Raw genomic sequence first — 24256 nt, 5'->3', positions numbered from 1 at the left:
TTCCGGGGTAAGGAAGCGAGTTGCTCAGCGGTTCTCCCAGAGAGTGCCACGTATTGTGCCGGTTAGGACGGCCTTGCTCCCTTACTTCCAAGATACTGAAGGAATCTCGTAAAAGCACTGATTTTGCCTTTTCACTCGGATTGATGCATACTATTCAGGTTGCTTTAACAGGGCAGATGCCTGCGCCTCATCTCACGACGGCCGGCGGAGCGCTGGTAAAGCGAGCACGCATGAGATGTGTTCCTAGCACTGAGAACGCCCACGAGTTCGCTCCCCGGGGATCTCAGATCGGACACATCGTTAAAGGTGATCGGGCGACACGCCCGAGCGCGTGGAACGACGGCGTGACAGATGAACAGCGGATTCGGAAACCCGTCGCGGCTCTTCCGGGGGACGGTGTCATCGGTCGAAACCGACGATCACCTTAGGAAAGGTGCGATACCAGTGATCGCACAGAGTAAGACAGACCCACCTGGTGGGTGAAGGAAGAGGACAAGCGTGGCGGGACAAAAGATCCGCATCCGGCTGAAGGCCTATGACCACGAAGCAATTGATGCTTCTGCGCGCAAGATCGTCGAAACGGTTACCCGTACCGGCGCCAGCGTGGTCGGCCCGGTGCCGCTGCCTACCGAGAAGAACGTGTACTGCGTCATCCGCTCGCCCCATAAGTACAAGGACTCACGCGAGCACTTCGAGATGCGCACCCACAAGCGCCTCATCGATATTCTCGACCCGACGCCAAAGACTGTTGATGCCCTTATGCGTATCGACCTTCCGGCTAGCGTCGACGTCAACATTCAGTGAGCTTGGACAACGGCATCGGAGCAGAGAAACCAATGAGTGAAACCGAGATCAAGGGCATCCTGGGCAACAAGCTCGGCATGACCCAGGTCTTCGACGAGCAGAACCGGGTTGTCCCCGTGACTGTCGTCAAGGCTGGGCCTTGTGTCGTGACCCAGGTTCGCACCGAAGAGACCGACGGCTACAACGCCGTCCAGATCGCATTCGGCGCCATCGACCCGCGTAAGGTGACCAAGCCTGTGGCTGGCCACTTCGCGAAGGCCGGTGTTACGCCGCGTCGCCACATCGCTGAGATCCGCCTTGCGGACGCCGATGCGGCTGCTAACTATGAGGTGGGTCAGGAACTCACCGCCGACATCTTCGAAGCTGGAGCTTTCGTCGACGTTACCGGTGCCTCCAAGGGTAAGGGTTACGCCGGTACCATGAAGCGCCACGGCTTCGCCGGACAGGGTGCCGCCCACGGTACCCAGGCCGTGCACCGTCGCCCCGGTTCTATCGGCGCTTGCGCCACCCCGGGCCGCGTCTTCAAGGGCATGCGCATGTCTGGTCGTATGGGCGGCGAGCGTGTCACCACCCAGAACCTGAAAGTCCAGAAGGTCGATGCAGAAGCCGGCCTCATCCTCATCAAGGGTGCAATCCCCGGTCCTAAGGGATGCCTCGTGATGGTGAAGTCCGCTGTGAAGGGTGGTGCGTAATAATGGCTCTTACACTTGACGTCCGCACCCCGGCTGGCACGACCGCCGGTACTGTTGATCTTCCTGCCGAAATCTTCGACAAGGAACCCAACATCGCCCTCATGCACCAGGTCGTCGTGGCCCAGCAGGCTGCTGCTCGCCAGGGTACCCACGCCACCAAGACTCGTGGCATGGTGTCCGGCGGTGGCAAGAAGCCGTTCCGTCAGAAGGGCACCGGCCGCGCCCGCCAGGGCTCGACCCGCGCACCCCAGTTCACTGGTGGTGGTACCGTTTTCGGTCCGCAGCCACGTGACTACACCAAGCGCGTCCCCAAGAAGATGAAGGCTGCCGCCCTGGCTGGCGCCCTCACCGACCGCGTGCGCAACGATCGCATCTTCGTGATCAGTGAGCTCGTCGAAGGCCAGACCCCCTCTACCAAGGCCGCCCAGGAGTTCCTGGCTGCCCTGACCGAGCGCACCAAGTTCCTCGTCGTCCTCGGACGCGAAGACCTGGCCGCCTGGAAGTCTGTCGCCAACCTCGACTACGTCCACCCGATCGCCGCCGATCAGCTCAACACCTACGATGTGTTGAACGCTGATGACGTGGTCTTCACGGTGGAAGCTCTCAACACCTTCGTGTCCGCAAAGCAGCCTAAGGAGGAGACCAAGTGAGCACCATCGCAGATCCCCGCGACATCATCTTGGCCCCGGTAGTCTCCGAGAAGGCTTATGGCCTTATGGAGCAGAACGTCTACACGTTCTACGTTGCTCCCGACGCCAATAAGACTCAGATTAAGATCGCCGTCGAACAGATCTTCGGAGTTAAGGTCGCCAGCGTGAACACCGCCAATCGTCAGGGCAAGCGCAAGCGTTCCCGCGCCGGTTACGGCCAGCGCAAGAGCACCAAGCGCGCCATCGTCACCCTCGTTGAGGGTAGCGAGCCCATCGAAATCTTCGGAGGAGCGGCTTCCTAATGGCTATTCGTAAGTACAAGCCGACGACCCCCGGTCGTCGCGGTTCGAGCGTCTCGGACTTTGCCGAGATCACCCGCTCGTATCCTGAAAAGTCTCTGGTTCGTCCCCTCTCCAAGACCGGTGGTCGTAACGTCCATGGACGTATCACCACCCGTCACAAGGGCGGCGGACACAAGCGCCAGTACCGCATCATCGACTTCAAGCGTGTGGACAAAGACGGCGTGCCGGCCAAGGTTGCTCACATCGAGTACGACCCCAACCGCACCGCCAACATTGCGCTACTGCACTACGTCGATGGCGAAAAGCGCTACATCGTGGCCCCCAAGGGCCTCAAGCAAGGCGCTATGGTCGAGTCCGGCCCCAACGCCGACATCAAGCCCGGCAACAACCTGCCGCTGCGCAACATCCCCGTGGGCACCACCCTTAACTGTGTGGAGCTGAAGCCGGGCGGTGGCGCAAAGCTCGCTCGTTCCGCCGGTGCTGGCATTCAGCTGCTCGGCCGTGAAGGTGCTTACGCTTCCCTGCGTATGCCGTCCGGCGAAATCCGTCGCGTCGATGTGCGCTGCCGCGCTTCCATCGGCGAGGTGGGCAACGCTGAGTGGTCCAACATCAACTGGGGCAAGGCCGGCCGTATGCGTTGGAAGGGCGTTCGCCCGACCGTCCGCGGTGTCGTTATGAACCCGGTCGACCACCCGCACGGTGGTGGTGAAGGTAAGACCTCCGGTGGTCGTCACCCGGTCAGCCCGTGGGGTCAGCCTGAGGGTCGCACCCGTAAGCCCAACCGTCCTAGCGACGCCCTTATTACGCGTCGTCGTCGCTCTGGTAAGAACCGTTAAGGAGGGAATGAAGTATGCCTCGCAGCCTTAAGAAAGGCCCATTCGTAGACGAGCACCTCCTTGCTAAGGTGGACGCCCAGAACGAAAAGGGCACCCAGCAGGTTATTAAGACCTGGAGCCGTCGCTCCACCATCCTGCCGGATTTCATCGGCCACACTTTCGCTGTGCACGATGGCCGCAAGCACGTCCCCGTCTTCGTCACCGACTCCATGGTTGGTCACAAGCTGGGCGAGTTTGCTCCCACCCGCACGTTCAAGGGTCACATCAAGGATGACCGGAAGGGCAAGCGTCGATGAGCACTGAAAACATGACTGAGCGCACTAGCGCTCGCGCAACTGCCAAGTTCGTTCACGTAGCTCCGTTCAAGGCCCGCCGCGTGATCGACCTCATCCGCGGTAAGTCCGTCGACGAAGCTGCTTCCATCCTGCGGTTCGCCCCGCAGGCCGCATCTGAGCCGGTGGCGAAGGTTCTCGCTTCTGCTGTTGCAAACGCCGAGAACAACTTCAACCTGGATCCCGCTGACCTCGTGGTCTCCGCCGCCTACGCGGACGAAGGCCCGACCATGCGTCGCTTCCAGCCGCGTGCCCAGGGTCGTGCCTTCCACATTCGGAAGCGTACGAGCCACATCACCGTCGAGGTCGCACTGCGCTCCGCTGTTGCCGGCCGCAAGAACCAGAAGGGAAGTGCTCGCTAGTGGGTCAGAAAATTAACCCCGTGGGCTTCCGCCTGGGCATTACCGCCGATTGGAAGTCGCACTGGTACGCCGACAAGCAGTACGCCGAGTACGTTGCTGAGGACATCAAGATCCGCAAGTTCCTGAGCGAAAACCTGGAACGTGCCGGTGTGTCCTCCATCAACATCGAGCGCACCCGCGATCGCGTGCGTGTGGACATCCACACCGCCCGTCCGGGCATCGTCATCGGACGTCGTGGCGCCGAAGCTGAGCGCATTCGTGGCGAGCTGGAAAAGCTCACCTCGAAGCAGGTTCAGCTCAATATCCTCGAAGTGAAGAGCATCGACGCTGACGCACAGCTGGTTGCCCAGTCTGTCGCCGAGCAGCTCTCCAACCGTGTCGCGTTCCGTCGCGCCATGCGCAAGGCTATCCAGTCCGCAATGCGCCAGCCGCAGGTCAAAGGCATCAAGATTGTGTGCTCTGGCCGTCTGGGTGGCGCCGAAATGTCGCGCTCCGAGCGTTACCACGAAGGCCGTGTGCCGCTGCACACCCTCCGTGCTGAGATCGACTACGGCACCTTTGAAGCCCGTACCACCTTCGGCCGTATCGGTGTAAAGGTGTGGATCTACAAGGGTGACGTCGTTGGTGGCCGTCGCGAATCCGCCCTCGCTGTGCAGGAAGCAGAGCGTGGCCGTCGCGGAGGACGCCCCCGTCGTGGTGGCCGTCCCTCCAACCGCCGCAACTCCCGCGCTGGCGCAGCTGACCAGAAGAAGGAGGCATAACACATGCTTATCCCTCGTCGCGTCAAGCACCGCAAGCAGCACCACCCCGTCCGCACCGGCATGTCCAAGGGTGGCAACAAGATCAACTTCGGCGAGTACGGTATCCAGGCTCTCGAGCCCACCTACCTGACCAACCGTCAGATCGAAGCTGCTCGTATTGCTATCAACCGCCACATCAAGCGTGGTGGCAAGGTCTGGATTAACGTCTTCCCGGACCGCCCGCTGACCAAGAAACCTGCTGAAGTCCGTATGGGTTCCGGTAAAGGTTCCGTGGAATGGTGGGTTGCCAACATTAAGCCCGGCCGAATTCTCTTCGAGATTTCCTACCCGGATGAAGCTGTTGCTCGCGAGGCCCTGCGCCGCGCTCAGCATAAGCTTCCGATTAAGACCCGTATCGTCGCTAGGGAGGAGCAGTTCTAATGGCACTCGGTACTTCTGCCGCTGAGCTGCGTGAGCTCAGCAATGCCGACCTCGAAGCTAAGCTTCGTGAGTCCAAGGAGGAGCTGTTCAACCTCCGTTTCCAGCTCGCCACTGGCCAGCTCGATAACAACCGTCGACTCGGTGTCGTCCGCAAGGACATCGCCCGCATCTACACCGTGCTTCGCGAGCGTGAGCTCGGCCTGAGCGCAGTCCCGGGTGGTGACGAGTAATGAAGGAAAATACCGTGGCTAACGACACCCAAGAGCGTGGAAGTCGCAAAGTCCGCATCGGCTACGTCGTGTCCGACAAAATGGACAAGACCATTGTTGTGGAACTGGAAGATCGCGTTAAGCACCCGCTGTACGACAAGATCATCCGTCGCACCTCCCGCGTGAAGGCTCACGACGAGAACAACACCGCCGGTATCGGTGACCGCGTGCGGATCATGGAGACCCGTCCGCTGTCTGCTACCAAGCACTGGCGTCTCGTGGAGATCCTCGAAAAGGCTAAGTAAAGCTTTGCCACTCTGAGGCTCTCACTCTCGTGAGACCACAGAGTTTAGAGAAACTACCCCACACCACTGTGGTGTGGGGTAGTTTTGTCTTTCCGCTCACCATACTGCATTACAGGTTTTTAAAAGTTGTTAACCTGTAACGAGGTTTCCGCAGGTTGCACCGCATGGTATGGAAACTGCCATGCCGTCTCCGAGAATAATCTGGCTCATGAACCTAGAGTAAGTACTACATCAGTACCTCCCTCCTGAAGGGCTACAAATGAGCAAAGACTATTTGGCCGTTATTGACATCGGCACGCAGAGCAGCCGCGTCATCGTTTTCGACACCCATGGAAACGTCATCTCCAAGGCAAGCCGTACCGCAAAGCCGTATTACTCCAAGCAACCCGGTTGGGCCGAGCTCCCCTCCGACCAGGTATGGAATGACTGCAAGGTGATCCTCAAGGAGGTCACCGACGAGATGGGCGAAGAAAAGAACAACATTCGCTCCCTCGCCATTACCGCAAACCGCGACAACATCATGCCGCTGGACGAAAACCTCAAGCCCATGCGCGACTGGATCATCTGGCTCGATAAGCGCCAGACTCCCGAGGCTGTCTACGACATTCACCACAAGGCCACCATGAAGACCCGCGTGGTCTCCGGCGTCGCCCGCAGCCTTATGGAATACGCCGCATCCAACTCCAAGTTCAACTGGCTCAAGTACAACGAGCCGGAGATTCACCAGCAGGCTGCCTACTACTGCACCCTGTCCGGTTACCTCACCCTCAAACTCACCGGCAAGACCGCCGATGCTACTGGCATGCAGTGTGGCTTCCTCCCCTTCGACAACGCCTCCGAAGACTGGTTCAAGTACGATTTCATCTATGAGGTCTTCGGTGTTCGCCGCGACCAGATGTTTGACCTCGTCAAGCAGGGTGGCATCCTCGGCAACATCACTGCCGACGCCGCCCAGATCACTGGTCTTCCCGAAGGACTTCCCGTTGTCGCCACTGCCGGTGACAAGCAGGTTGAATCCCTCGGTGCAGGCGCCTTTACCCCCGAAGAAGCCGTAATCTCCTACGGCACCATGGCATCCCTGTCTGTCATGATGGATAAGGCCGTCAGCGACAGAAAGTTCAAGTTCAACACCTTCCCCAGTGCTCTGGAGAAGAGGTGGAACGCCGAATTTAACATCTATCGCGGCTACTGGCTCATCACCTGGTTCTGCCGTCAGTACACCGGACGTGACGACAACCACGGTGAGTTCCTCCGTGAGATGGACGAAGCAGCCCAGCACGTGCCCGCTGGCTCCAATGGTCTCTTCCTCTTCCCGTTCTTCACCCCGCATGAGGGCTTCTACCCGCGCGGCAAGGGCGCTATCTTCGGCCTCACCGACGCCCACCACCGGGCAGACATCTTCCGCTGCTTCCTGGAAGGCATTGCATTCGCCATGCGTCAAGGCCTTGACGTCATCGAGAAGGCCTCCAAGCAGCAGCCGAAGCGTGTGGTTGTGTGCGGTGGTGGATCCCGCTCCGACGTCGGCATGCAGATCACGGCAGACATTCTCAATCGCCCGACCGTGCGCCTCAACACCATCGAGGTGTGTGCTATCGGTGCCGCCATCCTCGGTGGCATGGCAGTGGGCGTCTTCAAGAGCGCAGAAGAGGGCGTCAAGGCCATGCGTGAAGAAGTGAAGGTGTTCACCCCGAACCCTGAGAACGTCAAGATCTACGAGGATCTGTACAAGAACGTCTACCTGCCGTACTACAACAAGAACAAGGATGCTTTCCAGGTTCTTGATAAGTACAGCCACCTGCAGGAAGCCTCTCCTGAAGCCGATCGCTAAAGGACGTCTCTGACAGCAATTCTTCCGAACACGATTGCTCACCTAGTCCCAGGGGAGACCCATCACCGGCCACGATGATGGGTCTCCCCTGGGGTATATCGGGAGTTTAAAGGATTGCACAAGAAAACAGCGGGTCTCTCTTGTCCTCTCCCACAACCTGGAGTAAACCCAGTACTATCACACTGGCCACCTCCCATAGGTGCACTCCCCACCATTCAATCACTCAGCCCCTCGTCCACCCCTGTTCACCGTCAAGATAAGTAGATACTGCGCAATGAAGTCCCGCGCCGCCCGCATCCTGTCCCCCTGGGCCACTCCTCATACCACTGTTTCACACCGTCGTCAGCGTCTGGTTCGGTATATGTGCTCGGTCACGAGCACTCTCGCGCTACTGAGCTCAGTCGCCGGGGGAGCGGCAGCCACGGCTGCCCCCATCCTCTCCGAATCCCCGGCGCCAACCCCCGTCACCGCACCAACCGGAGAACCGCTCGACGAGTTTAACGTCGTCCATCAAACCGATCCGCTCGTCCATATCGCCAGCAAACAAGCAGATGGTCTGCACATTACTGAGTGCATGGCGGGATACCTCTTCCAACGGGACGGGGTGTTCTACGGCATCACCACCACCGCCTGCGGACCCACTGGCACCGTCGTCTCTAAACTGGGGCAGCGCGGCCAAACTCAGCGGGTAGGAGAGGTTGTCGCACATGACAAGGCAGACTCTTTCCTCGCCGTTATCCGCTTCGACAAGCATGTTCGACAGGGGCACAGTTACCCGAACCTGCCCCGTGGAATGCACCCACGTCCGTTCATCAACCGGCTGGACTACTTTGGGCGCGGTGCGCACAGTCTCGACAATCCTCTTGTCCTCAGCTACCCCAGTGACGATGCCGATGGTGTCTCCACATTCGCCTTCAGCTGCGAACCCCGTTTTGCCATCCCTGGCAGTCCGCTGGTGATTAATCGCAATATCACAGTGGGCCTCTACACCTCGATGCTTTCTCCCTCACTGGACGCCATTGGAATCTGCTTCGGTGTAACGACGGCCTACCTAGAGGATTTCGCACAACAGGGGACCTGGCTGCAGTAACCGCAAATTTGGTCATTTACCTGCGGGATTCTATACTTGAACAGTTGCTGTCCGTACGGGCACAGTTATGTCTAATGCCACAATTTCGGTATGTGGATGGGATCGCCTTATGCAAGGTGAATTAGCTTGTGCGCGTTGGATAATGACACATTTCACTAGACCGCGTATATGTAGGTCGGAAATCTCATATACGTACAAGATTCCTGGTCAGGAGTAACAATGATTCAGCAAGAGTCGCGGCTTAAGGTCGCCGACAACACTGGTGCACGCGAGCTGCTGTGCATCCGTGTTCTCGGTGGTTCCGGCCGCCACTACGCCGGGATCGGCGACGTCATCGTCGCCTCCGTCAAGGAAGCCATCCCCGGCGGCAATGTTAAGAAGGGCGATGTCGTCAAGGCTGTCATCGTTCGCGCCAAGAAGGAAACCCGCCGTCCCGACGGTTCCTACATTCGTTTCGACGAGAACGCCGCTGTCATCATCAAGAATGACAATGAGCCCCGCGGTACCCGTATCTTCGGACCCGTCGCTCGCGAGCTGCGCGACCGTCGCTTCATGAAGATCATTTCTCTCGCTCCGGAGGTGCTGTAATGAAGGTACGCAAGGGCGACAAGGTTCTCGTCATCTCCGGTAAGGACAAGGGCGTCGAGGGCAAGGTCATCGAAGCCTACCCGCAGACCAATAAAGTCCTCGTCGAAGGCGTTAACCGCATTAAGAAGCACACCGCTAACTCTGCCAACGAAGCCGGCGCACAGTCCGGTGGAATTGTCACTCAGGAAGCCCCCATCCACGTGTCCAACGTCATGGTTCTTGACGCTGACGGCACTCCGACTCGGGTGGGTTACCGCAAGGACGAGAACGGCAAGAATGTCCGTATCTCTCGCCGGAGTGGGAAGGATCTCTAATCATGACCGATGCCCTTACCCCCCGTCTGAAGACCCGCTACCAGACCGAGATCAAGGACGCTCTCCAGAAGGAATTCACTTACGAGAACGTCATGCAGATCCCGGGTCTCACCAAGGTTGTCGTCAACATGGGTGTTGGCGCCGCCGCTCATGATGCCAAGCGCATCAATGGTGCTGTGGAAGACCTCACCGCCATTACCGGACAGAAGCCGGAAATCCGTCGAGCCCGCAAGTCCATCGCTAACTTCAAGCTGCGCGAAGGCCAGGCCATTGGCGCTCGCGTCACCCTGCGTGGCGACCGCATGTGGGAATTCCTCGACCGTCTGCTGACCACCGCCCTGCCGCGTATTCGCGACTTCCGCGGTCTGTCTGACCAGCAGTTCGATGGCCACGGCAACTACACCTTCGGTCTCACCGAACAGTCCATGTTCCACGAGCTGGACATTGACAAGATTGACTTCCCGCGCGGCATGGACATCACTGTCGTGACCACCGCGGTGAACGATGATGAGGGACGCGCTCTCCTCCGCGAGCTGGGCTTCCCCTTCAAGAAAAACAACAAATAAGTTGAGGCGCTGTGGGGCTGGGAACAGCACACGCTGACCCGGCCACGCAGAACCTGCCGGACTGGAAAACCAGTTCGGTTCACAAATTACTTCGCAGAAGGCCCACGATGAGGCGGGAATCCGCCGCATGTTGTATGGGAACCACGGCGAGAAAGGTAGAAGATCGCTCATGTCGATGACCGATCCGATCGCAGATATGCTTACGCGCGTTCGTAATGCAAGCTCTGCATTCCACAGCGAGGTCGCAATGCCGGCCTCCAAGCTCAAGATCAACATTGCTGAGATCTTGAAGAACGAGGGCTTCATCGCCGACTACACCGTCGAAGACGCCAAGGTTGGCAAGACTCTCACCATCGAGCTTAAGTACAGCTCTTCCCGTGAGCCGGGCATTCTTGGACTGCGCCGCATCTCCAAGCCGGGTCTCCGCGTGTACGCCAAGTCCGACAACCTGCCGACCGTGCTGGGCGGCCTGGGTGTGGCCATCATCTCCACCTCCCAGGGCCTGCTGACTGACCGTCAGGCAACCGAGAAGGGTGTAGGTGGGGAAGTCCTCGCCTACGTCTGGTAAGGAGGACTGACACAATGTCACGTATTGGTAAGAACCCCATTGCCATTCCGGCCAATGTGGAAGTTAAAATTGATGGCCAGGACGTCGAGGTGAAGGGCCCCAAGGGTACCCTCTCCCTGACCGTTGATGAGCCCATGAAGGTGTCCCGTAACGAAGACGGTGCCATTGTTGTAGAGCGTCCTGACGATGAGCGCGAAAACCGTGCCCTGCACGGCCTTTTCCGCACCCTCATCAACAACATGGTGATCGGTGTTACCGAGGGCTACACCAAGAAGATGGAAATCTACGGCGTTGGTTACCGTGTGCTACAGAAGGGCAAGGACCTCGAGTTCTCCCTCGGCTACAGCCACACGGTGCCCGTCCAGGCTCCGGAAGGCATCACCTTCACCACCGATGGCGCCACCAAGTTTGCCGTGAGCGGCATTGATAAGCAGCTCGTCGGCCAGGTTGCCGCCAACATCCGTCGTCTGCGGAAGACTGACCCCTACAAGGGCAAGGGCATCCGTTACGAAGGCGAGCAGATTCGCCGCAAGGTCGGAAAGGCTGGTAAGTAAGCATGGCTGAAGACAAGCGTCAGAGTATTGGTAAGGACGAGTCCACCAAGCGTCGCGCCGCCCGTGCCCGCCGCCACGCCCGTCTGCGCAAGAAGGTTGCTGGTACCGCCGCACGCCCCCGTATGGTCGTGAACCGCTCTACCCGCAACATCCACGTTCAGATCATCGACGATCTGGCTGGACACACCCTCGCCGCGGCTTCCTCCATCGAAGCTGATGTGCGTGCCCTGGAAGGCGACAAGAAGGCCAAGGCCGCTAAGGTTGGCGAACTCGTTGCCGTCCGTGCCAAGGCTGCAGGTATCGAAAACGTCGTGTTCGACCGTGGCGGTAACAAGTACCACGGTCGCATCGCCGCCCTCGCCGATGCCGCTCGTGAAGGAGGTCTGGAGTTCTAATGGCAGAACGTCAGCGTCGAGAAGGCGGAGAGAATTCCGCCAACAGCCGCGAGCAGCGTCGCGGTCGTCGTGATGAGCGCAACAACGCTCGGAACGAGGAAAAGGAAAACAACTACATCGAGCGCGTTGTCACCATCAACCGCGTCGCCAAGGTCGTAAAGGGTGGTCGTCGCTTCAGCTTCACCGCTCTCGTCGTCGTTGGTGACGGTAAGGGCATGGTTGGCGTGGGCTATGGCAAGGCCAAGGAAGTTCCCGCCGCTATCTCCAAGGGTGTTGAAGAAGCTCGCAAGAACTTCTTCCGCGTGCCGATCATCGGTACCACTATTCCCCACCCGGTTCAGGGTGAGGACTCCGCTGGTGTCGTTATGATGCGTCCCGCCTCCGAAGGTACCGGTGTGATCGCTGGTGGCGCTGCCCGTGCAGTGCTTGAAGCAGCCGGCATCTCCGACATCCTCTGCAAGTCGCTTGGTAGCGACAACTCCATCAACGTTGTGCACGCCACCGTAGATGGCCTCAAGCAGCTCCAGCGTCCGGAAGCCGTCGCCGCTCGCCGTGGCAAGGCTGTGGACGAGGTTGCCCCGGCCGGTATGCTGCGGAAGCGCACCGCAGGACAGGAGGCATAGTCATGGCACTTAAGGTGACTCAGGTGCGTGGCACCGTGGGCAGCAAGGCAAACCAGAAGGCTTCCCTGCGTACCCTCGGTCTGCACAAGATCCATCAGTCCGTGGTTCGCGAGGACACCCCGCAGGTCCGTGGTCTGATCAACGCTGTTCGCCACCTCGTTGAGGTCGAAGAAGTAGCGGGAGAGTAAAACATGACCATTAAACTGCACGATCTGAAGCCCGCAGCAGGCTCCACCAAGGCCAAGACTCGCGTCGGCCGTGGTGAAGGCTCCAAGGGCAAGACCGCTGGACGCGGTACCAAGGGTACGAAGGCCCGTAAGAATGTCTCCCCGGCATTCGAAGGTGGCCAGATGCCTATTCACATGCGTCTGCCGAAGCTCAAGGGATTCAAGAACCCGGCTCGTAAGGAATACGCCGTTGTCAACGTCTCCGACCTGGCACGTCTGTTCCCGCAGGGTGGCGAGGTATCTCTTGACGACCTCAAGGCAGTTGGCCTCGTGAAGAAGAATGAGCTCGTCAAGGTGCTCGCCCAGGGCGACATCGACGTAGCCGTCAAGGTTAGCGCCCACAAGTTCTCCGGTGCTGCCAAGGAGAAGATTGAGGCTGCTGGCGGTTCTGTGACCGTCGTTGAAGCCTAGTCTTCACCCAGAGACAGTAGTGGTGACCACGTGGTCGCATTTCCACTGGAAGGCGACCCGTGGTCACCCTTTCTCTATAATCCTGATATTCTCGAATAGTCGCTGCGGTTCCCCCGTAGCCGCAGTCTTAGTAGACGGAGACACTCCGTCACGCACATGTCACAGCTGCAGCTCCATTACGGCTGCTCTGGCAGGAGGATAAGTGTCATCACGCATTGCTGCCACCTGGAAGAACAAGGAACTTCGTCGGAAGATCCTGTTCACCCTCGGCATTATTATTCTGTACCGCATTGGCGCCCAGATTCCGTCTCCCGGCGTGAACTACACCGCGGTGAAAGCCGCCCTTGACAACATGCAGTCGAGCGATGGCTCCAACGGCGTCTATCAGCTGATTAACCTGTTCTCTGGTGGCGCGCTGCTGCAGCTATCTATCTTCGCCCTCGGCATCATGCCGTACATTACGGCCTCGATTATCATCCAGCTGTTGACTGTGGTTATCCCTCGCTTCGAAGAGCTGAAGAAGGAAGGCCAGTCCGGTCAGACGAAGATGACGCAGTACACGCGTTACCTCACTGTCGCTCTCGCCCTCCTGCAGGCCGCCGGTGTGGTGGCAATGGCAGCCTCCGCCTCCCCGAACAGCCAGTTCCTCCCTGGTGTCCAGGTCTTCGCCGCCGGTGAAGGCGATGGACTCCAGATTCTTGAAATGGTCGCCGCTATCATGGTGATGACCGCTGGCGCCGTTCTCCTGATGTGGCTGGGTGAGCTGGTTTCCGAGCGAGGTATTGGTAACGGCATGTCGCTACTTATCTTCGCTGGTATCGCGTCCCGCATGCCGGTAGAAGGCGCCGCCATCCTGCGTCAGTCGGGTGGTTTCCGGTTCGCCGCAGTCATTGTTGCCGCACTCGTTATCATCATCGCTGTCACTTTTGTGGAGCAGGGCCAGCGTCGTATCCCGGTACAGTACGCCAAGCGTATGGTCGGCCGTCGCATGTACGGTGGTGCCTCTACCTACCTGCCGCTGAAGGTGTGCCAAGCCGGTGTTATCCCCGTCATCTTCGCGTCCTCCCTTATCTATGTGCCAGTGCTCATCACCACCATCGTGCAGCAATCCCAGGGGACAGCTGGACAGGCTTCCTGGTGGGATAAGCATGTGATGACCTGGCTGACGCAGCCGGCAACCTGGCAGTACACTCTTCTGTACTTCATCCTCATCATCTTCTTCTCCTACTTCTATGTGTCGGTGCAGTTCGATCCGACCGAGCAGGCTGACAACATGAAGAAGTACGGCGGCTTCATCCCCGGCATTCGCCCCGGCCGCCCCACTGCCGAGTATCTCGGCTTCGTCATGAACCGACTCCTCTTCGTTGGTTCTCTCTACCTCGCGATCATCGCCATCCTGCCGAACCTCTTGATGACCATTGGGTCCGGCGGCTCCGGCCACAACTTCCCGTTCGGTGGTACCGCAGTACTGATTCTCGTCAGTGTTGGCCTTGACACGATTAAGCAGCTGCAAAGCCAGCAAATGCAACGTAACTACGAAGGATTCCTCAAGTGAGACTCGTACTTGTCGGCCCCCCTGGGGCAGGTAAAGGCACCCAAGCTGTTCTCCTCGCCGAAAAGCTTGGTATCCCCCACATCTCCACCGGTGACCTCTTCCGCGCCAATATTGGCGAAGGCACCGAGCTAGGTCTGGAAGCCAAGAGCTACATGGACGCCGGAAACCTGGTGCCTGCCGAACTCACCAACCGCATGGTAGATGCGCGCCTTGACGAGGCTGACGCCCAGAACGGCTTCCTGCTGGACGGCTTCCCCCGCTCCGTAGAACAGGCCGATGCTCTCAAGGAAATGTTGGAGAAGCGCGGAGTCGCCCTCGACGCGGTGGTGGAATTCCAGGTCGATGAAGATACTGTTGTCGAGCGCATGCTGGCTCGTGGGCGCGCAGACGATACCGAGGATGTCATCCGCAACCGTATGGCCGTCTACCGCTCCGAAACCGAACCCCTTATCGACTACTACAAAGATGTGATCATCCCGATCAACGCTGTGGGCACCGTGGAAGATATTCACGAGCGCACCATGACAGCTCTCCAGAAGTAGGAGCCCGCCCAGCACATGGGTATTTTTAAAAAGCGTACTGTTCCCACCCGGACCCCCGGCGAACTCGACGCCATGGAAGCTGCTGGCCGAATCGTCGGTCAGGCTCTCCTGGCAGTCCAGGCCGCTGCGGTTCCGGGTGTGAGCACATTAGAGCTCGATGCACTCGCCGAAAGCGTGATTCGTGACGCCGGTGCCGTCCCCTCCTTCAAGGGCTACCACGGCTTCCCCGGTTCCATTTGTGCATCCCCCAACGAAGTCGTCGTCCATGGCATCCCCCGACGCAGCATCATTCTCAAAGAGGGGGACCTCCTCTCTATTGACTGCGGTGCAATTCTCGATGGATGGCACGGAGACTCCGCCCTCACTGTCGAGATCGGCGCTGTAGATGCAGACGTTGCTGCACTCAACCAAGCGACTCAAGACGTTCTTGCTGCAGGTATCGCTCAAATGGTGCCGGGGAACCGGCTAGGCGATATCTCCCATGCCATTGAAGTTGCTACCAAAGAGGCCTCCCGCCGCTATGGCTACACGTTCGCCATCGTGAAAGAGTTCGGTGGGCATGGTATCGGCCGAGAAATGCACATGGATCCCTACCTGCCGAACGAAGGTAAACCACACCGTGGACCCCTCCTCAATGAAGGTTCGGTATTGGCGATTGAGCCCATGTTAACGTTGGGAAGCCCCTGGACGGTGGAGCTCTCAGATAACTGGACCACCATTACCGACGACGACTCTTTCGCGGCGCACTGGGAGCACACCGTCGCTGCAACGCCAGAAGGGCCCCGGATCCTCACTGTGCGAGAGGTCTCTTAACACCCATTTATGCAGGATTTGCGGCATTTAGCCGCGAATGGCTAGACTAGTTTGTCGGTACCTTTCTATAAGTGTGCCCACAAACGGATCAGTAGCGCCTCATGTGCATCGCTCACGATTCTCCCAAGAGTTTCGAAAGGCTTGTGCTACAGGTGATCCACCAGATAATTGTCAACGAGAAAGACCGTCTACCGGTCTGGATAGTAGAGGATATGGCCAAGAAAGAGGGAGCCATTGAGGTTGAGGGCCGCGTTGTCGAGCCTCTGCCGAATGCAATGTTTCGCATCGAGCTAGAGAATGGACACAAGGTGCTCGCCCACATCAGCGGAAAGATGCGTCAGCACTACATCCGTATTCTCCCCGAGGACCGTGTCGTCGTCGAGCTGTCCCCGTACGACCTGACTCGCGGGCGAATCGTCTACCGCTACAAGTAAGAAATTTTCGCCTCCCACTGCCTTGCGGAGAGTCCCAAGCTCCCCGCAATACCCTCGGCTGTGACGGCTGAGGCCCCGCTCACGCAAGAGACAATGCGTGGCCACCGGGGATGGAATGGGAGAAAACCGTCACTGTACTGGAAGGAAATGCCTCTATGGCACGCCTTGCTGGTGTCGACCTCCCCCGCGAAAAGCGGATGGAGATCGCACTGACCTACATCTATGGCATTGGCCGGAAAACCGCCAAGGACATCCTTGACGCCACCGGCATTAGCCCGGACCTTCGTTCCAAGGACCTGACCGATGATGATGTCGCCAAGCTGCGCGACCACATCGAAAACAACTACAAGGTTGAGGGTGACCTCCGCCGCGAAGTTCAGGCCGACATCCGTCGCAAGATGGAAATTGGCTGCTACCAGGGTCTGCGCCACCGTCGTGGCCTGCCCGTTCACGGTCAGCGCACCAAGACCAACGCCCGTACTCGTAAGGGCCCGAAGAAGACCATCGCCGGGAAGAAGAAGTAATGCCTCCTAAGACTCGTTCCGTTAAGGGCGGTCGTCGTCGCGAGAAGAAGAACGTTCAGCACGGCGTCGCCCACATCAAGTCCACCTTCAACAACACCATTGTGTCCATCACAGATCCCTCTGGTGCTGTCATTTCTTGGGCCTCCTCCGGCCACGTGGGATTCAAGGGCTCCCGTAAGTCCACCCCGTTCGCCGCTCAGCTGGCTGCCGAGAATGCTGCCCGTAAGGCCATGGATCATGGCATGAAGAAGGTCGACGTTCTTGTTAAGGGTCCCGGCTCCGGCCGTGAGACCGCCATCCGCTCCCTCCAGGCTGCCGGCCTTGAGGTTGGCACGATTTCCGACGTGACTCCGCAGCCCCACAACGGCTGCCGTCCGCCGAAGCGTCGCCGGGTCTAGGAAAGGGAGATAGATAAATCATGGCTCGTTACACCGGACCTATCACTAAGAAGTCCCGCCGTCTCAAGGTTGACCTTGTCGGTGGAGACGTAGCATTCGAGCGCCGCCCGTACGCCCCGGGTCAGCACGGCCGCAACCGCGTCAAGGAATCTGAATACCTCGTTCAGCTCCAAGAAAAGCAGAAGGCCCGCTACACCTACGGCGTTCTCGAGCGTCAGTTCCGTCGCTACTACGAAGAAGCTAACCGTCGTCCCGGCAAGACAGGTGAGAACCTCCTGCAGATTCTTGAGTCTCGCCTCGACAACGTTGTGTACCGCGCCGGTCTGGCCCGCACCCGCCGCCAGGCCCGCCAGCTGGTTAGCCACGGACACTTCCTGGTCAACGACCAGAAGGTGACCATCCCGAGCTACCGTGTGTCCCAGTACGACATCATCGACGTGCGCCCCAAGTCGCTGGAGATGCTGCCGTTCCAGGATGCCATGGATAACCTTGGCGACCGTCCCGTTCCGGGCTGGCTGCAGGTTGTTCCGTCGAACCTCCGTGTTCTCGTGCACCAATTGCCCGAGCGCGCCCAGATCGACGTTCCCGTTCAGGAACAGCTCATCGTCGAGCTCTACTCGAAGTAATCCGATCGCATTAGTGATCATCCCTCAATGGGCGTCATATAGCGGTCGCCCGTAAGGAGAAACCCCCATGCTGATCTCTCAGCGCCCCACCCTACACGAGGAGTTCGTCACCGAAAGCCGCTCGCGCTTCACCATCGAACCCCTTGAGCCTGGTTTCGGCTACACCATTGGTAATTCGTTGCGCCGTGCCCTGCTGTCCTCCATTCCGGGTGCAGCGGTCACGTCAGTTCGTATTGATGGTGTCCTCCACGAGTTCTCCACCATTACTGGTGTGACAGAAGACGTTACGGAAATCGTCCTGAACCTGAAGCACCTCGTTGTGTCTTCCGAGGATGACGAGCCCGTCACCATGTACCTGCGCAAGCAGGGACCGGGTGAGGTTACCGGTGCGGACATCGTTCCGCCCGCCGGCGTTACCATCCACAACCCTGACCTCCACATCGCCACCCTGTCCGAAAAGGGCAAGCTGGACATGGAATTGGTCGTTGAGCGCGGTCGCGGCTACGTGCCCGCCCCCGACACCAAGGTGCAGGGCGTCGAGATTGGTCGCATCCCCATGGACGCGATCTACTCTCCGGTGCTGAAGGTGTCCTACAAGGTTGAGGCCACCCGCGTTGAGCAGCGTACCGACTTCGACAAGCTGGTTATCGACGTGGAAACCAAGAACTCCATCGCCGCCCGCGATGCACTTGCTTCCGCCGGAACCACTCTGGTTGAACTCTTCGGCCTGTGCCGTGAGCTCAACACCGAAGCCGAAGGTATCGAGCTTGGGCCTTCCCCCGTCGAGCACGATCACATTGCGGCATACTCCATGCCGATCGACGACCTCGATCTCACTGTCCGCTCTTACAACTGCCTGAAGCGCGAAGGCATCCACACCGTTGGTGAGCTGGTTGCCCGCACGGAATCCGACCTGCTGGATATCCGAAACTTCGGTCAGAAGTCCATCGTGGAAGTTCAGCTCAAGCTTGCTGAGCTGGGTCTTACCCTCAAGGATGCCGACCCCAACTTCGATGCCACGATGCTGGACGGCTATGACCAGGACGGCAACGGCTGGGGTGCTGACGCTTACTCCGAGACCGAACAGCTTTAGTCTCGCCAACCCCTTAACAGGAGAAAATCATGCCAAAACCCAAGAAGGGTAACCGACTCGGCGGCTCGGCCTCCCACCAGGAAAAGATCCTGGCCAACATGGCCTCCCAGCTGTTCGAGCATGGTGCAATCACCACCACTGAGACGAAGGCTAAGAACCTTCGCCCCTACGCCGAAAAGCTCATCACCAAGGCCAAGGACGGCTCCCTCGCTGCCCGCCGCAATGCTGCCAAGATGATCCGTAACAAGGACGTACTGGCCACGCTTTTCGAAGAAATCGGCCCGATGTTCGCCGAGCGTAACGGTGGTTACACCCGCATCATCAAGCTCGAGAACCGCAAGGGTGACAACGCCCCCATGGCGCAGATCTCCCTCGTAACCGAGTCCACCGCTGCTGCAGAAGCCTCTCGCGCCACCCGCGTCGCCGCCTCTAAGAAGGCCGATGAGGAAAAGGCTGCGAAGAAGGACGCCGACCAGGCCGCTGCCGAGGAGAAGACCGCTGAGGCTGCTCCCGCCGCTGACGCTGCTGAGACCGAGCTCCCCGCCGGTGCCCACGCACCGCTCGAGGATCCGAACGAGGCTCCGGAGGGCTTCCCTATTAAGGGCAACGCCAACTCCAAGAAGTACCACGTTCCGGGCTCCAGCTTCTATGACCGCACCATTGCCGAAATCTGGTTCGCCACCGAAGAAGATGCAGAGGCTGCCGGCTACGAGAAGCCCAAGTCCCAGCAGAAGTAGTAGCACTACAGCTTCCGCTGCTGCGCGGGGTACCACTACCCCGACACCAACATGAAAAGTGCCCCTGTTCTATTGAACAGGGGCACTTTTTTGCCTTTGCCACCACGTTTCCCCACCACTTCAGAAACCGGGCAGCAAACTCGTCCGAACAAAGCTCCCGCGATAGCGATTTTGAGTAATATCCCTAGTGAAGTTCGGTGAAATCGGAAGGATAAACATTATGGCAAAGAAAACGTTCAGCACTGTCGGCCTGGTCGCTCTGCTGATGAGCATCGGCTCCCTCCTCGTCAAAGAATATGTGAAGCCGGAAAGCCCAGTGATGGATTACCGCGGTTTCGGCCAGTCGCCCACCAAGCCCCTCCTTGCAGATGAGCCCGGTGCTTACCGCACTAGCCTATAACTACCCACAACCCTGATTCCGCCACCCCCGTCGCTGCACAGTACGGGGGTGGATTACTATCGTTACCATGTTGCGTACCACCCATCCGCGCCCCGTCCGACAGGAGGAGTATGGATAACATCATGCGGCTGCGTCTCGACATCGCCTATGACGGCACTGACTTCTCCGGATGGGCCATCCAACCACATCAACGCACCGTCTGCGGAGAAGTAACCCGCGCTTTGGAACTGGTGTTGCAAAGCCCCCTTCACCTCACCGTAGCGGGGCGGACCGACGCCGGCGTCCACGCCACCGGTCAGGTCGCCCACGTCGACATCCCGCGGGATCGCCTGGATACCCGCTCGCTTGCCGGCGACCCGACACGGCTAGTACGACGCCTCGCCCGTCTGCTTCCCTCAGATGTCACCATAACTCGTGTGGTCGAAGCCCCCGCTGACTTCGATGCCCGCTTCTCCGCCCTCCGCCGGCACTATGTGTACCGAGTCGCCAACCAGCCTTTCGGCGCAAACCCACTGCGGGCACGCGACACAGCCTCCTGGCATCGACCGCTCGACCGCGCGCGGATGCAAGAGGCAAGCCAGCGCCTGCTTGGGCTTAACGACTTTTCGGCCTTCTGCCGCTACCGCGAAGGCTCCACCACCATTCGAGACCTGCAACGATTCGACTGGGAATGGTGCGATGAACCCCTCGGCCCGGTACTCGAGGCATATGTGACTGCTGATGCGTTCTGCTGGTCTATGGTGCGAAGCCTGGTAGGGGCATTGTTTCTGGTAGGCGACGGGCGCAAACCAGTCGACTGGCCAGCCTCTTTATTAGGGCCCGGATCGCGGAATCCGCAGGTCCCGGTAGCGGACGCACACGGTCTCTGTCTCTATCAGGTTGACTATCCAGCCGACAGTGAGTTGGCGGCGCGACAGCGGCAAACCCGTGGCATGAGAGAAGCCTGCGAGTGCGACTAAGCCCATAAACTTGGGCCATGGGAAAATTTCTGCGTGTAACTTCCTGGCGTAAAGCCATGTCTATGATGAGTTCCCTGGCCTTACTGGTAGGACTCATCACTACCAGTTCCGTGACGGCACACGCCGCTCCGGCAGCCGACATCACTGCTACCGCAGTGGTAGGAACCACAATCCACCAGGCCACTCGAAAGACTCCGCGTCTCGATCGTGCCACTCATCTCACCACCTTCACCTCCATCCCCGAGGTACAGCGCTACACCCCACATATCGGTAGCCTCCCGTTCTACGCCACGGAAGAGTCCCGTATTGTGCTTGCACCAGGTGCTCCTCATGTGGTGCGACGAGATGCCCAGTTGGTGGCTCAGGAACTTCCCATCGTCTACGGGTGGAAGGATATGAAACGTCTCCCCGTCGTTTTCAGCACCCGTTATCGACGCGGTGACATCGTGCTGCGGCTAAAGCCAGCTCCGGGGATTACCGGCGCACGCGCAGCTGAAGGGTACCGCATGCAGCTAGGTGTTTGGGCGGAGATCCAAGCCCCTACAGCGCGCGGATTGTTCTACGGTACCCGGACGCTGCTACAGAGTCTTGCTGCACGAGGGAGCGCCCCGGCCGGAATAGTCGTCGACTGGCCATCCAAAACGCACCGTATTTTCCATGTGGACGCTGGACGGAAGTATTTCTCCCCTGACTGGTTCAAAGAACACATCCGACGGATGAGCTACGTCAAACTCAATGAGCTCCAGTACCACTTCTCCGAAAATGAGGGGTTCCGGCTCGAATCCACTCAGTACCCGCAGCTCATGTCGAAGCAGTACATCACCAAGGCACAGCTGCGGGACATCATTGCGTACGCAGAGCGCTACCATGTGGAGATTGTGCCCGCATTTGATGTACCAGGACATATGAGAGTGCTTCTGAATCACTTTCCCCAGTACCGTGCGTCGCAAACCCCCGAGGGACAGAAGATCCTCAACTATGCCGACCCTAAGGCGATGGCCTTCATTAAGAGCCTTCTCTCGGAATACACTGTCCTATTCCCCTCCACAACCTGGCATCTGGGTGGCGACGAGGTGTTCGACCTGGACAGCACCCTCAACCAAATGGGGCGGAACTTTCCACAGCTACTGGCCTACGCACGGCGGCACGCCAAGGCCGGTCAGTCTGCAACTATCCTGGATGGATACACCTACTTCCTCAACCAGATCAACGACTATCTGCGCTCACTAGGGAAAACAGATATCCGTGCCTGGAACGACGCCCTCTACTGGGACGGCACTACCGAGTCCCTCGACCCGCGCATCACCATCACCTACTGGTCTGCGTGGTCTAAAGCCTGGCAGTCGGTGGCGGAGATCCGCCGCCACGGCCACAAGATCATCAACTTTAATGGCGACTACCTCTACTACACGCTGACGACTCCTGGCCAGGGCTATTACCTGAAGCCGTCCGTCAGCAAGATCTACTCCTGGGCACCAGGTGTGCTCCCGCAGCGTCCTGGAACGACTATCCTCCGCGGTCAGGAGGAGCGGCAGTACTGGCAAGAACCCAGCCCCAGTTGGATCACGGGTGGGGCTTTCTCCGTCTGGTGCGATAAACCGGATGTTGCCACCCAAGAGAGTGTCTCTCAGGGGGTTAATGAGCGGCTGCGCGCCTTTGCCGCCAAGATGTGGAAAAGCCAGCCGACAACCTCCGTGGTCAGGTTCCGCCTGGAGCACCGTCAGATTGGTGAACCGCCTAACCCCCAGCCAGAGTCACGTCAGCTAGCGGGATATCGGGCTGTTATGCCGCGCCCTACCACCCTGATGCTGGACGTCGACGGCAGAGTGAAAAGCTACCAGCTGAAGCGGGTGGTGGTATCACGCAGCCAGGCCTCTCGCGGGTCACAACTGTGGAAAGACGCCCAGTTGGTGGCATCCGAGCTATCTCAGGTGACGGGCTATCGTATGCCGGTGGTGCAGGCGCCTGACGGGGGACCTGCGAGTGCGCAGGAAGGTGATGTGCGCCTTCAACGAGGTGACGTCGCAGGAACATCCGGAAACCCGGAGGCGTACCGTATCCGCACTGTTGATGGACGCGTCACTATTACCGGTCCAACACATGCCGGCATCTTTTGGGGCACTCGCACTCTTCTCCAGGGGCTCCGAGCAAGTGGCTTCGTACAGACCGGCGAAATTGTCGATTATCCAGCCAAGCCAGTGCGCGCTCTCAATGTTGACGCCGGCCGGAAATACTTTTCCCCGCGATGGTTCAAACAGCAGATCCGCCGTATGAGCTACCTCAAAATGAACGAGCTGGAGTTGCACTTTTCCGAAAATGAGGGGTTCCGGCTGGAGTCCAAGCGCCATCCAGAGGTGATGCTGGGCCGCTACATCACCCAGGCGGAGTTACGGGACATCATCGCCTATGCACAGCGGTACCATGTGGAGATTGTCCCTAGTTTTGATATGCCGGGGCATTTCCGTGCCGCACTAATCTACCACCCACGTTTCCGTGCTGCCTCCACTGATGAGGGGATGAAGATCCTCGACTACTCCAATCCGCAGGCTGTTGCCTATCTCAATGATCTGCTGAGCGAGCTCCTCCCGCTGTTTCCCTCCACGAAACTCCATATGGGAGGGGACGAGGTGTTTTACCCCAATGGCGGAGCAGAGGGCATTACCCAGCGTTTTCCGAAGCTCCTGGCCTATGCCAAGAAACACGCGGCAGCGGGGGAGAAAGCAACGATTTTTGACGGATTCATGTATTTCCTCAACCAGCAGTATGCAGTTGTGAAGGCGTTAGGGAAGACGGATGTGCGGGTATGGAATGATGCCCTGTACTGGAAGGGAACCACGGAAACGCTCAACCCCGCGATTGATGTCGCTTACTGGACGATGGCGAATGAGAATGCCCCGTCTGTAAAGACGGTGCGCGAGCACGGCCACAAGATCATCAACTACAACGATCATGCCTTTTACTACAACCTCACATACCCTGGCCTGTGGTACTACGACCGTCCCACGGTGCAGCGCATTTATAGTTGGGTGCCCGGGGACTTCCCCTGGCAGCCCGGCGCTACAGTGCACTCACCGGCAGGTGACCGCCAGTACTATGGTGTACCTAGCCCGGAGTGGGTGCGGGGTGGGTGTTTCTCCATCTGGACGGATCATCCAGAAGTGGAGACAGAACAACAGGTAGCCGATGGGGTGTATCTGCGGCTGCGGGCTATGGCTGCGAAAGTGTGGAATCCAGTGACGCCAGTTTCGTTGGTGGTGTTTCGGCAACAACACGACCTCATTGGGGATGCCCCCTATAGTCGAGTCCCTTAGTGGCCTCTCCCGCCGACGGGGTTAGTT

General features: G+C 58.9%; 34 protein-coding genes. All 34 read left to right on the top strand.

Features of this window, described 5'->3' with window-relative positions:
- Nucleotides 1–498 precede the first annotated feature (498 nt).
- The 34 genes from rpsJ (at nucleotide 499) to Q0X28_RS02395 (ending at nucleotide 24229) form a co-directional block, all read left to right on the top strand.
- Nucleotides 499–804, top strand: a complete 306-nt coding sequence (gene rpsJ, locus Q0X28_RS02560) for a 30S ribosomal protein S10 (protein ID WP_003883485.1) — start codon at nucleotides 499–501, stop codon at nucleotides 802–804.
- A 32-nt stretch (nucleotides 805–836) separates the two neighbouring features.
- Complete coding sequence (gene rplC, locus Q0X28_RS02555; RefSeq protein WP_296238856.1) at nucleotides 837–1496, top strand: 50S ribosomal protein L3; 660 nt, start codon at nucleotides 837–839, stop codon at nucleotides 1494–1496.
- 2 nt (nucleotides 1497–1498) lie between these two features.
- Nucleotides 1499–2146, top strand: a complete 648-nt coding sequence (rplD, locus tag Q0X28_RS02550; protein WP_296238858.1) for a 50S ribosomal protein L4 — start codon at nucleotides 1499–1501, stop codon at nucleotides 2144–2146.
- Nucleotides 2143–2448: a 50S ribosomal protein L23 gene (gene rplW, locus Q0X28_RS02545; protein ID WP_296238860.1), complete on the top strand. Its 306-nt coding sequence runs from the start codon at nucleotides 2143–2145 to the stop codon at nucleotides 2446–2448. Before rplD ends, rplW begins: the two co-directional genes overlap by 4 nt.
- On the top strand, nucleotides 2448–3284 hold the full coding sequence (gene rplB, locus Q0X28_RS02540; RefSeq protein ID WP_296238862.1) for a 50S ribosomal protein L2: 837 nt from the start codon (nucleotides 2448–2450) through the stop codon (nucleotides 3282–3284). The genes rplW and rplB overlap by 1 nt, the downstream gene beginning before the upstream one ends.
- Before the next feature lie 14 nt (nucleotides 3285–3298).
- Nucleotides 3299–3580, top strand: a complete 282-nt coding sequence (gene rpsS / locus Q0X28_RS02535; protein ID WP_053961748.1) for a 30S ribosomal protein S19 — start codon at nucleotides 3299–3301, stop codon at nucleotides 3578–3580.
- An 11-nt stretch (nucleotides 3581–3591) separates the two neighbouring features.
- Entirely contained in the window at nucleotides 3592–3978 is a 387-nt protein-coding gene (gene rplV, locus Q0X28_RS02530) for a 50S ribosomal protein L22 (protein WP_296238865.1), read from the top strand.
- The gene (gene rpsC / locus Q0X28_RS02525; protein ID WP_296238866.1) at nucleotides 3978–4739 is read left to right on the top strand and encodes a 30S ribosomal protein S3; all 762 of its coding nucleotides are present in this window, start codon (nucleotides 3978–3980) and stop codon (nucleotides 4737–4739) included. The genes rplV and rpsC overlap by 1 nt, the downstream gene beginning before the upstream one ends.
- A 3-nt stretch (nucleotides 4740–4742) precedes the next feature.
- Nucleotides 4743–5159 (top strand): 50S ribosomal protein L16, encoded by a 417-nt coding sequence (gene rplP, locus Q0X28_RS02520; protein WP_296238867.1) that lies wholly within the window; start codon nucleotides 4743–4745, stop codon nucleotides 5157–5159.
- Nucleotides 5159–5389, top strand: a complete 231-nt coding sequence (gene rpmC / locus Q0X28_RS02515) for a 50S ribosomal protein L29 (RefSeq protein WP_053961745.1) — start codon at nucleotides 5159–5161, stop codon at nucleotides 5387–5389. Before rplP ends, rpmC begins: the two co-directional genes overlap by 1 nt.
- On the top strand, nucleotides 5389–5673 hold the full coding sequence (rpsQ, locus tag Q0X28_RS02510) for a 30S ribosomal protein S17 (protein WP_053961744.1): 285 nt from the start codon (nucleotides 5389–5391) through the stop codon (nucleotides 5671–5673). The genes rpmC and rpsQ overlap by 1 nt, the downstream gene beginning before the upstream one ends.
- A gap of 259 nt (nucleotides 5674–5932) precedes the next feature.
- Nucleotides 5933–7501 (top strand): FGGY-family carbohydrate kinase, encoded by a 1569-nt coding sequence (locus tag Q0X28_RS02505; RefSeq protein WP_296238871.1) that lies wholly within the window; start codon nucleotides 5933–5935, stop codon nucleotides 7499–7501.
- Nucleotides 7502–7775: 274 nt separating this feature from the next.
- Complete coding sequence (locus tag Q0X28_RS02500) at nucleotides 7776–8591, top strand: hypothetical protein (protein ID WP_296238873.1); 816 nt, start codon at nucleotides 7776–7778, stop codon at nucleotides 8589–8591.
- A 219-nt stretch (nucleotides 8592–8810) separates the two neighbouring features.
- Nucleotides 8811–9179, top strand: a complete 369-nt coding sequence (rplN, locus tag Q0X28_RS02495) for a 50S ribosomal protein L14 (protein ID WP_053961741.1) — start codon at nucleotides 8811–8813, stop codon at nucleotides 9177–9179.
- The gene (gene rplX, locus Q0X28_RS02490; protein ID WP_298576152.1) at nucleotides 9179–9493 is read left to right on the top strand and encodes a 50S ribosomal protein L24; all 315 of its coding nucleotides are present in this window, start codon (nucleotides 9179–9181) and stop codon (nucleotides 9491–9493) included. Before rplN ends, rplX begins: the two co-directional genes overlap by 1 nt.
- A gap of 2 nt (nucleotides 9494–9495) precedes the next feature.
- A complete protein-coding gene (rplE, locus tag Q0X28_RS02485) occupies nucleotides 9496–10059 on the top strand; it encodes a 50S ribosomal protein L5 (RefSeq protein WP_053961739.1) in 564 nt (187 codons plus the stop codon).
- Nucleotides 10060–10228: 169 nt separating this feature from the next.
- Entirely contained in the window at nucleotides 10229–10627 is a 399-nt protein-coding gene (gene rpsH / locus Q0X28_RS02480) for a 30S ribosomal protein S8 (protein ID WP_298576148.1), read from the top strand.
- 14 nt (nucleotides 10628–10641) lie between these two features.
- Complete coding sequence (gene rplF, locus Q0X28_RS02475) at nucleotides 10642–11181, top strand: 50S ribosomal protein L6 (protein WP_296238882.1); 540 nt, start codon at nucleotides 10642–10644, stop codon at nucleotides 11179–11181.
- A gap of 2 nt (nucleotides 11182–11183) precedes the next feature.
- Nucleotides 11184–11576 (top strand): 50S ribosomal protein L18, encoded by a 393-nt coding sequence (rplR, locus tag Q0X28_RS02470; protein ID WP_296238884.1) that lies wholly within the window; start codon nucleotides 11184–11186, stop codon nucleotides 11574–11576.
- Complete coding sequence (gene rpsE, locus Q0X28_RS02465; RefSeq protein ID WP_296238886.1) at nucleotides 11576–12199, top strand: 30S ribosomal protein S5; 624 nt, start codon at nucleotides 11576–11578, stop codon at nucleotides 12197–12199. Before rplR ends, rpsE begins: the two co-directional genes overlap by 1 nt.
- 2 nt (nucleotides 12200–12201) lie before the next feature.
- Complete coding sequence (rpmD, locus tag Q0X28_RS02460) at nucleotides 12202–12387, top strand: 50S ribosomal protein L30 (protein ID WP_296238888.1); 186 nt, start codon at nucleotides 12202–12204, stop codon at nucleotides 12385–12387.
- Between the two features lie 3 nt (nucleotides 12388–12390).
- Nucleotides 12391–12837: a 50S ribosomal protein L15 gene (rplO, locus tag Q0X28_RS02455; RefSeq protein ID WP_296238890.1), complete on the top strand. Its 447-nt coding sequence runs from the start codon at nucleotides 12391–12393 to the stop codon at nucleotides 12835–12837.
- A gap of 202 nt (nucleotides 12838–13039) precedes the next feature.
- A complete protein-coding gene (secY, locus tag Q0X28_RS02450; protein WP_296238892.1) occupies nucleotides 13040–14392 on the top strand; it encodes a preprotein translocase subunit SecY in 1353 nt (450 codons plus the stop codon).
- The gene (locus Q0X28_RS02445) at nucleotides 14389–14934 is read left to right on the top strand and encodes an adenylate kinase (protein WP_296238894.1); all 546 of its coding nucleotides are present in this window, start codon (nucleotides 14389–14391) and stop codon (nucleotides 14932–14934) included. Before secY ends, Q0X28_RS02445 begins: the two co-directional genes overlap by 4 nt.
- 15 nt (nucleotides 14935–14949) lie before the next feature.
- Nucleotides 14950–15747 (top strand): type I methionyl aminopeptidase, encoded by a 798-nt coding sequence (map, locus tag Q0X28_RS02440; protein ID WP_296238898.1) that lies wholly within the window; start codon nucleotides 14950–14952, stop codon nucleotides 15745–15747.
- A 212-nt stretch (nucleotides 15748–15959) separates the two neighbouring features.
- Nucleotides 15960–16181, top strand: a complete 222-nt coding sequence (infA, locus tag Q0X28_RS02435; protein WP_053961729.1) for a translation initiation factor IF-1 — start codon at nucleotides 15960–15962, stop codon at nucleotides 16179–16181.
- A gap of 155 nt (nucleotides 16182–16336) precedes the next feature.
- Entirely contained in the window at nucleotides 16337–16705 is a 369-nt protein-coding gene (gene rpsM / locus Q0X28_RS02430) for a 30S ribosomal protein S13 (protein ID WP_053962665.1), read from the top strand.
- A complete protein-coding gene (gene rpsK / locus Q0X28_RS02425) occupies nucleotides 16705–17103 on the top strand; it encodes a 30S ribosomal protein S11 (protein ID WP_298576138.1) in 399 nt (132 codons plus the stop codon). The genes rpsM and rpsK overlap by 1 nt, the downstream gene beginning before the upstream one ends.
- Nucleotides 17104–17123: 20 nt before the next feature.
- Entirely contained in the window at nucleotides 17124–17729 is a 606-nt protein-coding gene (rpsD, locus tag Q0X28_RS02420) for a 30S ribosomal protein S4 (protein WP_053961727.1), read from the top strand.
- Between the two features lie 67 nt (nucleotides 17730–17796).
- Entirely contained in the window at nucleotides 17797–18822 is a 1026-nt protein-coding gene (locus Q0X28_RS02415) for a DNA-directed RNA polymerase subunit alpha (protein ID WP_298576134.1), read from the top strand.
- Between the two features lie 29 nt (nucleotides 18823–18851).
- Nucleotides 18852–19559, top strand: a complete 708-nt coding sequence (gene rplQ, locus Q0X28_RS02410; protein ID WP_296238903.1) for a 50S ribosomal protein L17 — start codon at nucleotides 18852–18854, stop codon at nucleotides 19557–19559.
- A gap of 220 nt (nucleotides 19560–19779) precedes the next feature.
- Complete coding sequence (locus Q0X28_RS02405) at nucleotides 19780–19959, top strand: hypothetical protein (RefSeq protein WP_296238906.1); 180 nt, start codon at nucleotides 19780–19782, stop codon at nucleotides 19957–19959.
- A 110-nt stretch (nucleotides 19960–20069) separates the two neighbouring features.
- On the top strand, nucleotides 20070–20918 hold the full coding sequence (truA, locus tag Q0X28_RS02400) for a tRNA pseudouridine(38-40) synthase TruA (protein ID WP_296238907.1): 849 nt from the start codon (nucleotides 20070–20072) through the stop codon (nucleotides 20916–20918).
- Between the two features lie 17 nt (nucleotides 20919–20935).
- A complete protein-coding gene (locus tag Q0X28_RS02395) occupies nucleotides 20936–24229 on the top strand; it encodes a family 20 glycosylhydrolase (RefSeq protein ID WP_298576127.1) in 3294 nt (1097 codons plus the stop codon).
- Nucleotides 24230–24256: the final 27 nt, after the last annotated feature.

Source organism: uncultured Lawsonella sp. (assembly GCF_947252745.1).
Taxonomy (GTDB): domain Bacteria; phylum Actinomycetota; class Actinomycetes; order Mycobacteriales; family Mycobacteriaceae; genus Lawsonella.
This window is presented reverse-complemented; position numbering and strand designations above follow the sequence as displayed.